Raw genomic sequence first — 12,133 nt, 5'->3', positions numbered from 1 at the left:
TTGAGTGAGCAACACTTACTCAATTGAATAGTGTGGTGGCGATAGCAAGAAGGATACACCTGTAACCATGCCGAACACAGAAGTTAAGCTTCTTAGCGCCGATTGTAGTGAAGGGTTTCCCTTTGTGAGAGTAGGACGTCGCCACGCAATTGATAAAAACGTATATGTAACGATATACGTTTTTTTGTGTTTATGTTATGTTTATGGAATAAAGCAGATAATCTACTGACCAGCTTCTTCTTTCAAGCGCCAAAACAATCATGAGATTTTCAGATAAATTATTAGAAGTAGTGACTTAAAATAACTTTTTCCTGCAAAAAATGATACACTAGTATTGAAGTATTTTAAGGAGGGGTCTTATGACTGATGAAGGAAAAAAAGAACAAGAAGTAATGAATGAAAATTTTTCCAACTCAGAAGAAGCAACGTTTACTGATATTAAACAGGTTGCCTCTAAAAATATTGGTCAAATGCTGCAAGATCTGCAAGATTTTGAATCAGCAATCGAAAAAGAAGATATTCCAGAAATATACCGTATTTACAATGGACGATTGCACAAACAACTAAAAGAAACATCAAACCAAAATCATGAAATAGATGAACTGTTGGCGCGGAAGATCCATGATCATTTCACATTCAGTTTTCCTTTTATGCTACATTGTGAGAAAGTATCGCCAACTGTCCATTATTATAAAATCGGTACGTACTTTCATGAACGTCCTACGATTGGTATTGATGCAAGTATTCCTGAAATCTTTGTCATTCCGGAAATTGATGATGAGTGGGACAAATTTCAACGGGGCAATCGTGACATGTTGACGACGATCGAGAAACAAATCGATCAATTGGAAGCGAAACGAATCACAGCAATGTCAGAAGTAAAAACCATTCAAGATCAAATTGATCAAGTTGCAGCATCTGAAGCGGAATTAAATGAGACCAAGAGCTTCTTTAATCGTACAAAAATAGATGAGGAACTTGAACAGTTGACGACGAAACGGAAGTCTTTAGAAGAAAAACGTAAAGAATGGGAAAGATATACCAACAATGAAGAAGAAATCACACAGGAAAAGGAACGATTGCAAAATAAATATCAGAAGCTTCGATTAAAAAAAGCAATCGTGGAAAAAGAATTTCGTCAAATCGACGCCTATTTCGGCTCTTTCGAAGATTTTTCGGCCAAATTAATGGCCTTTTTGAACCGGTATACTGGAAAGGAGTTGCATGAACTTGACGAATGAATCTACCAACAATGCTAATCAGCCCTCAATTGAAGAAACTGACAAGCAAATGGATGATACACAAACATCTGCGCATGTCAGCGACAGCCAACAAGGGAATCATCAAAGCGAGTCAACTGAGGTGACTCAGGCGACGTCAGATCATCTAACAACAGCAGAAGTCGATTATTCGTCATGGTCAGAGCAATCTTCTGAAGACATATCTATGGATGAAGATGACTATTACCAAGCCAAAGCGCAAGATCATGCGCGGATCGAATCGTTAATTGAACAATCAGAAAAAGAATTGGCTGATTTGAAATTACGCAAATCCATGATGGAATCTGATTTTGAAGGATTGCATACCCACTATCAGCAGTTGATTATTGGACGAAAAGATATTTCGACGATTGCCAAAAAAACCTTATTGGAATACTATGCATATGAGTTTTTGAAACCATTAAAGACGATTCAACTTGCAGCTACGGATAAGTACGATACCTGGCAAACCAAACATTTCTATGTGCGTTTTCAATTAACTGAATCGAATCAACTTGATTTGTATTTCAAATTGAATCCAATCAATAGCACCTATGAGTCCAATTATTTACCCTTGTTAACGATTGATTCGGCGCAACGTGCTGTCATGGTGAACGATGATCAAATCTTGCATTTGGTCCGTCAGTGGCATGCAGAAAATATATTCTCAGTGAATCAACTGTCGCTCTTCAATTATGATGTCAATCAGATACTCGCCCATATCAAAGAGTTAGGCTTTAGTGTGTCACCAAGTCTGATCGACAACACGCAGCAGTTGTCAGTGGATATGGAAACTGATTTTCCTGTTTCTGAAACTGTCTTAGATCAGATTTTTATTACAACAATGGAAAATGAATCTTATGATTTAGAAACAGAGAATCTGGGGGAAATTCGGATTTTATTAGACAAGAACCAACGATTGACGATTCAGATGCACCCTGCGTCGGCAGTGTTGACGATTGATTCTGGTCAATGGAGACGATCCTTGCTGGATTTCTTCACCAGTTATGCCTTTTTGGTCCCATTGGTCGTTCCTAGTAAGTAAACATACCTCATTTACAGTAAACATGCTAAAATGGTTGTTATAACCATTTTGGCTTTTTTTTGAAAGGAGTTTTTTTTGATGAATCCTGCAATTGGTTTTTATGAAGGTCGTTCTTTGTCGGATACAGATGTATTCGTGTTGCAAAACCTGCCCATGCCTAAGGTCAACAAAGATGATCTAATGGTTGAGGTGAAGGCCGTATCTGTAAATCCCATTGATAGTAAAAGAAGAACAAGTACCAAAAAATCTGATCAATTTACGGTGCAAGGTTATGATGCTTGCGGTGTGGTGGTTGCAACAGGGGAAGAAGTGGAGGACTTTGCAGTCGGTGACCGGGTATTTTATGCCGGAACGACGCAGCGTTCTGGCGCAAATCAAAAGTATCAGCTTGTAGATAGCCGAATTGCAGCAAAAGTGCCGGTAATGAGTTCAGAGGAAGAAATGGCGGCTTTGCCATTGACTAGTTTAACTGCCTGGGAGTTACTATTCGAAAAATTTGGCTTTGTGCCGAAAGAAAATGCCAACAATGGGCAGATACTACTTATCAATGCTAGTGGAGGTGTCGGTTCGATTGCGTCACAATTGGCAAGCTGGGCTGGATTAACGGTCTATGGTACAAGCAGTCCAGAAAATCACCCGTGGATTCGTCAGAATGGCGTGGCACATCCGATTGATCACCATCAGCCATTACAGGAACAACTAGATACGACATTCCAAGCGATTGCGCTATTTTATGATGGGTCAGCCTACTTGCCTCAATGCAGCGAGTTGATCGCACCTTTTGGTAAAATCGGTATGATCGTCAATACTGAAAAACCACTTGATTTGAATCCTTTCAAAAATAGTGGTGTTGATTTTTATTGGGAGTATATGTTTGCGAAAACAGACACCGGCATCAATATTGCTTCTCAAGGTGCGATTCTCGCAGCCATTGCGCAATTAGTAGCAGATAATAAAATTCATTCTACTGTGACAAAAACGATCTCAGGTGGGATGACGATTGCCAATCTCAAGAAAGCGACTGCGCTAGTAGAACATCATCATACGGGGAAGGTCGTGGTGACCGGAGGGTTTACAGATGATCACACCTGAAGAATTGTTCTGGGATGATTTTGCTGACGAATATGCTGAGATCCAAGCGGAATCACAGCTGCCAATTGCCACGGATATAGTCGCTTATTTACAAGAAAGTGGGCTGTTGCCTATGGACAAAATCGTTGATTTTGCAGCTGGAAGCGGCAAGTATATTGGCGCCTTTTATCCATTTGTCCAACAGTATCTAGCCGTAGATTTTTCCCAAAAGATGTTACAGATCATTCATAAAACTGTTCCTGATCCCGAGAAGAAATTCATTCTGTCAAAAAAAGATCAGCAGGCATTTCTAGCTGACCCGAGGGTGTATCCTTGTATCTTTATGGCAATGAATCCCGCCTTGAAGGACCGAGAATCATTGCTGCGTTTTTGTCAAAAAGCTGAATGTTTATTGATCTTGCGGGTGGTTGAGGAATCCGAAGATCTGTTTCAGCCTTTTGAGATACCTGCTGAAGGGAATCAGGCCTTTGATTTGATTGATACCTATAAACAGTGGTTGAATCAGGCGGCGATCAGCTGGAAAAGCAAACAGTTCTCTTACAACTTCACAGAAGACATCGATCAAGCGATGTTTCAAGCTTATTTTGCGGATACTTATGCGCCTGATGAGCTGGCAACGATCACGGAAAGATTATTTGGTGCTTGCCCAAGCCGTGTCAGTACGACCCACATCGTATTTGAGCTGCTGATCATTCAATAAGCAATGTGCCCTTTACAATAGAAAATACACGACGGTCGCAAGGGTGAGCAACAAACCGAAGTTGATCAAATAAAATCGTTTTTGATACTGCTTTGTTTCATGGGGGAGTGCTTGCTTGATCAACTTGTAGGCAATCAAATTTGCTAAAGAAGCAATCAAGGTACCTAAACCACCTAGATTGACGCCTAACAGCACAGCTTTTTCTAAGGTGGTGAAAGGTGCAATCAAAATGGCTGCTGGAACATTTGAGATGAATTGTGAGAGCAATATACTTCCTAGCAATGCTTGATGCGCTTCTTGGAAGTATGGCTGAATCGCATCGATGATTATCGTCTGTGCTTGGATATTGCCGACAATCAAGAAAAAGCAGACAAAGGTCAACAGCAGCAAATAATCTACTTTCTGAAATAATTGTTTGTTATAGAAGAAAATCACGACAGCCGTTAATCCAACAACAGCAATCATCGGAAGCACAGAAAAAATACCAAGAATCATCAAAAGCAGCAATCCGCCATATACTAGCGTGTCTTTCTTTTTGAAATCCATCGGTTCTGCCTCAATCTGCAATGGCGTTGTAGGTAACAGTTGGATCAATAGCATCAAAGCAAGAAGTGACAGCCCCACAAAGAGGCCCGTAGTCGTTAAGAATCGCGACAAGGGGATCTCATAGTAAGAAAATAAAAAAAGGTTTTGCGGGTTGCCAAAAGGGAATAGGCTACTCCCCATATTTGCTGCTGCAGTCAAATAGACGGCACCCAAAATCACGCTGTTGCGATTTTTCATTGTTCTTGTTAAGGTTAAATAAATAGGCAGCAGGGTCAAAATCGCAACATCATTGGTCAATAACATCGAACTAAAAAAACTCAATAAGACAATGGAGCGGATCAATGTCCGTAAATGCTGGCTTTTTTGCAGGATTTTTTGCCCTAAAGTATGGAGCAGTCCTGCATGTTCCAAACCGTTAATGACGAGCATCAACCCAAACAATGAAAAGATAACTTTGTAGTCAATAAATGACCAGCGAAAGCGTCCTGTCAAACAGGTGACAATCGCTAAAATCAATGACAAAGTGAATAATAAATCGTTTCTAAAAAAAACAATCAACCGTGTTTTCATCCATAAACACCTTTCTCCATCATGGATTTTACCACTTCTTATGGAAAGAAACAAAAAAATGGATACATTACATATAAATGTTTGCTGCTTCATGCTGTCTTGACCTGATAAACAGACGATAGGAGGTGCTTTAGTGAATTTGATGCAATTACTGGAAAAGAACCAACAGGTCCATTTTCAGATCTTAGCGATTTTTTTTCAAGAAGGCTCAGAGATTTCTTATAAAAAATTGGCCAAAAAATTATCAGTTTCCGCCCCAACATTGCAAAAAGAAATGCAAAATCTTGATCAGTCTTTACGAACATTTCATGAGGATGCGACCATCAGTTTTGGGGAAAATGACCGCGTTCATCTAACCCTGCCGGTGGACTTTGATTTACGTGAATTTTTGTACCAATACTTGTTAGAAGCCGTTGATTTTCAAATTTTGTCTTACGTTTTTTTTCATCGAGAAGAGTCGACAACCAAGATGATGCTTGATTTGATGCTAAGTGAAGCATCACTTTTTCGTCATTTCAAAGCGATCAATGCGCTATTGGCTGAGTTTGATATTCAATTGAAGAACAAAAAGCTGGTAGGGGATGAACGTCAAATTCGCTTTTTCTTTTTTCAGTTTTTTTCTCAAAGTTATCCAGAGGCCAAACTAAAAAGCCATTTCGCCCGGTCAAGTACGGACAATTTAATTAAAGTGATCGAACGTCAGTTGGCAGTCGATTTATCAAAAGGGCAGGAATCAAAGCTGAGTTTGTGGTTGGGCTTGATGGAGGCACGCTTTGACTATCGCGGTTCCCAGCAGCATGAATTTTCTTATGATTTATTGAAATCATTGGAAAATGATGCCGATTTTCAGGTGCTTAGAAATGTGATGGGGCGTTATTTGAGTCGATTTGCTGTTTCTTGGAGTGACTATGAAACTGTTTATTTGTATCTTTTTTTGTTGGCTGAAGGAATCATTGTTCCTACAGTAGCAGATAAGACAAGTGGACATTATTTCTGGTCCCGCATTCAGCAGAGCAATACAGTCATGCTGCAAGCGTTATATGGGATGACAGCTGCGAATGATCAACAAGATGCGTTGCAGGGGATTTTATCAAGCATTAGTGTTCAGTCTATGTTTATTCATGGTGCCATTATTGCTTTCGCTGAGTTGCAACCTGAAACTGTGTCAAATAGTCATGATCTGACAGTGAGTCAAAAAGCTATTGCGTCTTTGGCGCAGCAATCAACACATGCCTATTCTATCGAGAAGACTCGACATTTGGTCAACGAGTTGCTGCTTGTACAAGATTGGCTGCAAGTGACGCAAGAACAAAAGTTTGTTGTTGGCATCTTGCTATCACAATCTCATCTGCGCAGTGCCTTCTTACGCCGCTTTTTGATGAAAGAGTTGGCTGGCTATCCCAATATTCATTTTGAAAAAGCGCCATCCTCTGTGTATGATTTGCTGATCGTAGATCATCCTTCATTGTCTGAAGGCTACCGTTACAAAAGACAGATGATCCTGACCGGCGGCGTAAATCCATTTGAAGAGGAACGATTGCACAGTATCGTTGAAGAAATCAGAAGAAATAACCTTGAAAGTGAGTTGGAAAGAGTATGAGAATAGTAATAATCGGGGGCTCTCATGCAGGGTTAGCAGCAGCGCGTCATGTAAAAAAATCAGATCCCAAAGTAGATGTGATCATCATTGAAAAATCAAGCGTACTGGGCTATGTTGCCAGTAGCTTGAATTTGGTATTAGAAGGATACATTGAACAGCTGCAAGATTCTCGCACCGCTACTGCCAGTGAATTATTGTCAGAGGGGATCAATGTGATGCTCAATAGTGAAGTCATCAAGATCTTGCCAGAAAGAAAGGTTGTTCAGTTCAAAACATCTACAGCATCTTTTGTGCAGCAAGATGAGGTTGCCTATGATGGGTTGATATTAGCCATGGGATCAAGCACGTTTCGAACGGAATTTGCTGAGGATGTCGAGTCACAAATCACAACCTATAAAACGATCGACCAGTCACGCCATGCCTTAACGAAAATTCAATCAGCCAAGACTGTTGCCATCGTCGGCGCAGGATTGATTGGCTTTGAGCTGGCTGAGTCATTGAGTGGACAGCAAAAAGAGGTTCATTTGATTGATCGGATGGACACTTTGTTATTCCGCTATTTCGATCAAGAGATCGCTGAAATTTTGATGGCACGTTTTCCTGAAAATTTACGTATTTATCTGAATAGCAATGTCGCCCATACCAAAAAAGATGCGGTGGGCGCGTACACGGGGATTTTGTTGTCCAATGGAATCGAAATTTCTGCGGATGTTGTGATATATGCAGTCAATCCACGACCAAATGTCGCACTGGTGGAGGACTTTCTGAGTCTCAATCTCGATGGAACCATTCGTACAGATGAATACTTGCAAACGTCTGATCCGTCCATTTTCGCAATTGGAGATTTGGTATCGATCCCATTCAATCATTCCGATAGCTCCTTGTATATTCCTTTGGTGACGAACGCCTATCGGACGGGGATCATTGCGGCAACGAATTTGTTGGCTTCAGTCAATGGTGCACCAAAAATCCCGTTTCCCAAAATGCAGCGTACCGTCGTTAGCAAATTGTTCGGGTATTATGTCAGCAGTTCTGGTATCAACGAAACAGAGGCGCCATATTATGGGTTCAATGTCGCATCTGTCACAAAGACTTTTCATTCCAGAACCTTTTTTACTAGTGAAGAAGATTTTGAAGTGACATTAAAACTGATTTATGATCAAGACAGTCAGGTCATTATGGGGGGGCAGATCATCACTAGCGATCGTGGCAGTTTGGAAATCATCAATACGATCTCAACGTTGATTCATAGTGAAGCAACATTGCAGCAATTGGCGACAATGGATTATTTTTTCAATCCAACGATTTCATTTCCATTGCATTTTTTGAATCAATTGGCCATCGATGCATTGATCAAATAAAGCCCCGTTATATATAAGGGTATTTGACCAAAGTAAACCTACGTTTTGTGTAGGTTTACTTTTTTTTTGACAAAAAAACCTTGTGATTTGTTTCATTATCAAGTAACCTTATATAGAGAATGAGAATCGTTATCAATTAAATTCTGGAGGAAAAATGAAAAAGTTTAGCTTGATTCTGCTGTTTTTCAGCTTCATGGTCGCTTCGATGTTTGTTGGGACCCATGATCTTTCATTGTCGGGGTTACTGGCAGGTGAACCGAATACATGGACGATTTTGCTCAAAGTCAGAATGCCGCGGACCATCAGCTTGGTGATTGCGGGCAGCATTGTTAGTCTAAGCGGCAAGGTTATGCAGCATTTGCTGCAAAATAAATTTGTAGCAGCTGAAGCAGTTGGACTAAGCGACAGTGCTCGGTTGGGTATTTTGGTGGTGATATTGTTTTTGCCGAATGGATCGATTTTGCTCCGTACAGCCGTTGCTACTCTGTTTGCTTATCTAGGGGTCTTACTTTTTTTGTCTATCAGTCGTTTGCTGCCAAAAGATAATCCTATGATGCTCCCTTTGGCTGGTGTGATGTTCGGCAATATCATTGGGGCTGTCAGCGGCTTCTTGGCGTATCGTTATCAACTGGTACAAAATGTGTCCTCTTGGCTGCAAGGCAATTTTGCCACGATCACGGTCGGGCAATATGAATTGTTGTATCTGATTATACCAATTTTTGCGATTCTTTATTTTGTGACTTACGAAATCACGATCGCTGGCTTGGGTGAAGATGTCGCCCGCAGCTTAGGAATCAATTATGGATTGTTGCGGTTGTTCGTGCTTGGTTTGGTGGCATTTGCCAGCAGTGTCGTTTTGTTGATGGTGGGGCAGTTGCCATTTCTTGGGATTGTCGTTCCGAACATGATTGGCTTGTTTTTTGGGGATCACTTGAAAAACAACCTTTGGCTGACTTGTTTTGCAGGCAGCAGTTTTTTGCTGATTTGTGATCTGTTGGCAAGGATCGTGATTGCACCTTATGAAATGCCGGTCAGCGTGATTGCGGGGATGATCGGCGGCAGTTTGTTTTTATTCTTGTTGTTTTGGAGGCAGGTCCGATGAAAATGAAAGTCAAAGCTGGGGTCTTGCTTTTGTTGATCCTCGGTGCTGTCAGTGCCTATCTCACCTATAACACCTATGGCAATTGGTCATTTGCCTTCTCGCTGCGGGGCAGACGATTATTGGCCTTTGGTCTGGTTGCAATAGCTAGTTCATTCAGCACATTTACATTGCAGACGATGACCCAAAATCGCTATTTGACACCAGGGGTCCTTGGATTAGATCAACTGTATGTCTTGATTCAGACAGTCTCGTTTTTCTTTGTCGGGGGCATCCAGATACTGAGTCAGGAAACAACCACGATGTTTTTGTTGTCTATTGTAGGCACAGCGATTTTGGGCAGTGTGCTGATTGGTCTGTTTTATCAAAAAAATGGCCATCATTTGTTTTTATTATTAATGGCTGGAATGGTCTGCGGGACGATGTTCAGCAGCTATAGCACGTTCTTGCAAGTGTTGATGGATCCAAATGAGTACGACATGCTTCAAGGCCGCTTGTTTGCGAGTTTCAATCATATCAATACGCAACACTTGATATGGGCGGCAGTGATCATCATAGGTGGGAGCCTGTGTTTGCTCTATGTGATTCCTGAGTTGAATGTCTTGCACTTAGGCAGCCGGCAAGCGAGCAGCTTGGGGGTATCTGTGACATTCTTGCATCGTTGTCTGTTGTTTCTGATTGCTTTACTGACGGGTACAGCTTCGGCTTTGGTGGGGCCAACGATCTTTTTAGGTTTCGTGGTTGTAACGATCACCTATCAAGTGTTTCCCACGTATCGCCATGATTGGCTTTTTCTGGGCGGCAGCTTGATCGCCTTTTTGTTATTAGTCACTGGTCAATTTTTCGTAGAACAACTCTTTGGATGGAACATTACGGTCAATAGTGTCATTCAATTTTTAGGCGGTTTATTCTTTATGACGAAATTGATGCTAGAAAGGAAAAAAATATGATCGAAACGATAAATCTTCACAAATCATACGGGAACACGCAGATTTTAACTGCCTGTGATCTGCAGTTGCCTGAAGGACAAGTGATTGCCTTGATCGGTCCAAATGGTGCGGGGAAAAGTACGTTGCTGTCGTTACTCAGCCGGGTATTGGGGGAGCGGACAGGAGACATTTATTTGGACGGCAAAGAGTTAAGACAATGGACTGGGAAAGAATTGGCGCAAAAGTTGGCTTATCTGCAGCAAAGCAATCAATATGGTGTGCATTTGACAGTCAAAGAACTTGTCGCTTTCGGTCGCTATCCCTATAACCGCGGACGGCAGACAGAGCAAGATGCACAAATAATTGCTTCAGCCATTCGCAAAGTGGGTCTAGAAGCATACCAAGAACGATCAATCCACGCTTTATCCGGCGGTCAGTTGCAACGGGTGTATTTGGCGATGGTCTTAGCGCAAGAAACGGATTATATCCTGTTGGATGAACCACTGAACAATTTGGACCTGAAACACGCGACGCAATTGATGAATCATTTGACTGAACTGGTGCAAGCAGAAAAAAAGACGGTCATTATCGTCCTGCATGATATTAATTATGCAGCACGCTATGCATCATATATCGTCGCGATGAAAAATGGCCAAGTGCTACAGGCTGGCACCACAGCAGAAGTCATCCAAGAATCTGTCTTGTCGGAATTATATGAATTACCCATTAAATTGGTACAAGTGGAAGATAGCTATTTTTGCTATCCATTCACATAAAATATATTTTAGGAGGATACAATGAAGAAAATAGCTATTGGTGTACTCACGATCGGAATGGTTTTAGGATTGGCGGCTTGTGGGGAAAGCACACAAGGAGAAAGCCAGTCATCGGACACAACACAAGCACAAACAGCAACAGAAGATACGGTTGAGGAGACACCCACTGACATCGAAGTGACGGATGGGAATGGCACGATCACAGTCCCTAATCAACCAGAAAAAGTGGTGGTCTTTGACAACAGTGCCTTAGATACGTTGAATGTCTTAGGTGTAGGCGATCGCGTGGTGGGGGCAGCAACTAGCAATCTTCCTGCGTATTTATCAGACTTTGAAGCGGTTGAATCAGCAGGTGGAATCAAAGAGCCGGATTTGGAAAAAATCAATCAACTGCAACCAGACTTGATCATCATTTCTGGTCGTCAAAGAGAGTATCAAGAAGAGTTGGCAGCAATCGCGCCAACCATTTTTCTGACAGTAGACAATGAGAACACGTGGCCATCGATTGAAAGCAATATTCAAACACTCGCCGCTATCTTTGGCAAAGAAGATGAAGCGCAAGCGCATTTGACTGAACTGCAAAGTCAAATCGAAACGTTGCATGCGCAGGCAGAAGAGAGTGGTTTATCGGCATTAGTGGTGATGGTCAATGAAGGCAATCTGTCTGCATTTGGTCCGGGTTCTCGCTATAGTATTCTATATGATACATTCGGGTTCATTCCAGTCGATGATACGTTGGAGGCTTCCACACATGGCGAAAGTATTTCTTATGAATTTTTGTTAGAAAAAAATCCAGATCTATTATTTGTTGTTGACCGCACACAAGCAATTGGCGGGGAAGAATCGCAATCTGCCTTTATCAGCAACGAGATCGTGCAAGAAACCAATGCCGGTCAACAGGATAAAATCATTGAATTGGATGCTGAAGTCTGGTATTTAGCTGGCTCTGGGATCGAATCGATCGAACGGATGCTGACGGATGCGCAGCCGGCGGTTGAGTAACGCATACGAATTATGATAGGAAAGAAGTGACCATGCGTCACTTCTTTTTTGTATATTCAGAGATACGACCTAAGACTGATATTGCAAAACTTCTATTCGTTTACTTTACCTGTCGTAGTAATTGTTTTATAATTAGTACGACAGATGCAGTAAT

General features: G+C 41.5%; 11 protein-coding genes and 1 rRNA gene. 11 read left to right on the top strand and 1 reads right to left on the bottom strand.

The features are described from left to right. Positions 1-31 precede the first annotated feature (31 nt). The 5 genes from rrf (at position 32) to A5886_RS08375 (ending at position 4,096) form a co-directional block, all read left to right on the top strand. A 5S ribosomal RNA gene (rrf, locus tag A5886_RS08395) occupies positions 32-147 on the top strand. A 212-nt stretch (positions 148-359) separates the two neighbouring features. Continuing rightward, a complete protein-coding gene (locus A5886_RS08390) occupies positions 360-1,241 on the top strand; it encodes a hypothetical protein (RefSeq protein WP_086274538.1) in 882 nt (293 codons plus the stop codon). A 205-nt stretch (positions 1,242-1,446) separates the two neighbouring features. After that, positions 1,447-2,304 carry a hypothetical protein gene (locus tag A5886_RS08385; protein WP_086276025.1) on the top strand — a complete coding sequence of 286 codons (858 nt, stop codon included), beginning with the start codon at positions 1,447-1,449 and terminating at the stop codon, positions 2,302-2,304. A gap of 78 nt (positions 2,305-2,382) precedes the next feature. Next, entirely contained in the window at positions 2,383-3,396 is a 1,014-nt protein-coding gene (locus tag A5886_RS08380; RefSeq protein ID WP_086274537.1) for a zinc-binding alcohol dehydrogenase family protein, read from the top strand. Beyond that, positions 3,383-4,096: a class I SAM-dependent methyltransferase gene (locus A5886_RS08375; protein ID WP_086274536.1), complete on the top strand. Its 714-nt coding sequence runs from the start codon at positions 3,383-3,385 to the stop codon at positions 4,094-4,096. Before A5886_RS08380 ends, A5886_RS08375 begins: the two co-directional genes overlap by 14 nt. 12 nt (positions 4,097-4,108) lie before the next feature. Here the strand turns inward: A5886_RS08375 and A5886_RS08370 are convergent, their stop codons facing one another. Next, positions 4,109-5,212, bottom strand: a complete 1,104-nt coding sequence (locus tag A5886_RS08370; protein WP_086274535.1) for an SLC13 family permease — start codon at positions 5,210-5,212, stop codon at positions 4,109-4,111. 142 nt (positions 5,213-5,354) lie between these two features. Here A5886_RS08370 and A5886_RS08365 point away from each other — a divergent pair, with 142 nt between their 5' ends. From A5886_RS08365 to A5886_RS08340, 6 genes are all read left to right on the top strand, one after another. Then, the gene (locus tag A5886_RS08365; RefSeq protein WP_086276024.1) at positions 5,355-6,812 is read left to right on the top strand and encodes an AcpB/EbpR/MafR family transcriptional regulator; all 1,458 of its coding nucleotides are present in this window, start codon (positions 5,355-5,357) and stop codon (positions 6,810-6,812) included. Beyond that, positions 6,809-8,173 carry an FAD-dependent oxidoreductase gene (locus A5886_RS08360; protein ID WP_086274534.1) on the top strand — a complete coding sequence of 455 codons (1,365 nt, stop codon included), beginning with the start codon at positions 6,809-6,811 and terminating at the stop codon, positions 8,171-8,173. Before A5886_RS08365 ends, A5886_RS08360 begins: the two co-directional genes overlap by 4 nt. Before the next feature lie 154 nt (positions 8,174-8,327). Further along, positions 8,328-9,275 carry an ABC transporter permease gene (locus A5886_RS08355; protein ID WP_086274533.1) on the top strand — a complete coding sequence of 316 codons (948 nt, stop codon included), beginning with the start codon at positions 8,328-8,330 and terminating at the stop codon, positions 9,273-9,275. Positions 9,276-9,277: 2 nt separating this feature from the next. Continuing rightward, positions 9,278-10,222 carry an iron chelate uptake ABC transporter family permease subunit gene (locus tag A5886_RS08350; protein ID WP_086276023.1) on the top strand — a complete coding sequence of 315 codons (945 nt, stop codon included), beginning with the start codon at positions 9,278-9,280 and terminating at the stop codon, positions 10,220-10,222. Further along, the gene (locus tag A5886_RS08345; protein WP_086274532.1) at positions 10,219-10,977 is read left to right on the top strand and encodes an iron ABC transporter ATP-binding protein; all 759 of its coding nucleotides are present in this window, start codon (positions 10,219-10,221) and stop codon (positions 10,975-10,977) included. Before A5886_RS08350 ends, A5886_RS08345 begins: the two co-directional genes overlap by 4 nt. A gap of 21 nt (positions 10,978-10,998) precedes the next feature. Then, positions 10,999-11,979 (top strand): siderophore ABC transporter substrate-binding protein, encoded by a 981-nt coding sequence (locus A5886_RS08340; RefSeq protein ID WP_086274531.1) that lies wholly within the window; start codon positions 10,999-11,001, stop codon positions 11,977-11,979. Positions 11,980-12,133 lie beyond the last annotated feature (154 nt).

This window comes from Candidatus Enterococcus testudinis (assembly GCF_002140915.1).
Lineage (GTDB): Bacteria > Bacillota > Bacilli > Lactobacillales > Enterococcaceae > Enterococcus_D > Enterococcus_D testudinis.
This window is presented reverse-complemented; position numbering and strand designations above follow the sequence as displayed.

Bases quoted from the DNA above. Each gene is read 5' to 3' on its own strand.
- A5886_RS08345 (WP_086274532.1), top strand. From the start codon at position 10,219: ATGATCGAAACGATAAATCTTCACAAATCATACGGGAACACGCAGATT.
- A5886_RS08390 (WP_086274538.1), top strand. From the start codon at position 360: ATGACTGATGAAGGAAAAAAAGAACAAGAAGTAATGAATGAAAATTTT.
- A5886_RS08355 (WP_086274533.1), top strand. From the start codon at position 8,328: ATGAAAAAGTTTAGCTTGATTCTGCTGTTTTTCAGCTTCATGGTCGCT.
- A5886_RS08375 (WP_086274536.1), top strand. From the start codon at position 3,383: ATGATCACACCTGAAGAATTGTTCTGGGATGATTTTGCTGACGAATAT.
- A5886_RS08340 (WP_086274531.1), top strand. From the start codon at position 10,999: ATGAAGAAAATAGCTATTGGTGTACTCACGATCGGAATGGTTTTAGGA.
- A5886_RS08350 (WP_086276023.1), top strand. From the start codon at position 9,278: ATGAAAGTCAAAGCTGGGGTCTTGCTTTTGTTGATCCTCGGTGCTGTC.
- A5886_RS08380 (WP_086274537.1), top strand. From the start codon at position 2,383: ATGAATCCTGCAATTGGTTTTTATGAAGGTCGTTCTTTGTCGGATACA.
- A5886_RS08360 (WP_086274534.1), top strand. From the start codon at position 6,809: ATGAGAATAGTAATAATCGGGGGCTCTCATGCAGGGTTAGCAGCAGCG.
- A5886_RS08385 (WP_086276025.1), top strand. From the start codon at position 1,447: ATGGATGAAGATGACTATTACCAAGCCAAAGCGCAAGATCATGCGCGG.
- A5886_RS08370 (WP_086274535.1), bottom strand. From the start codon at position 5,212: ATGAAAACACGGTTGATTGTTTTTTTTAGAAACGATTTATTATTCACT.
- A5886_RS08365 (WP_086276024.1), top strand. From the start codon at position 5,355: ATGCAATTACTGGAAAAGAACCAACAGGTCCATTTTCAGATCTTAGCG.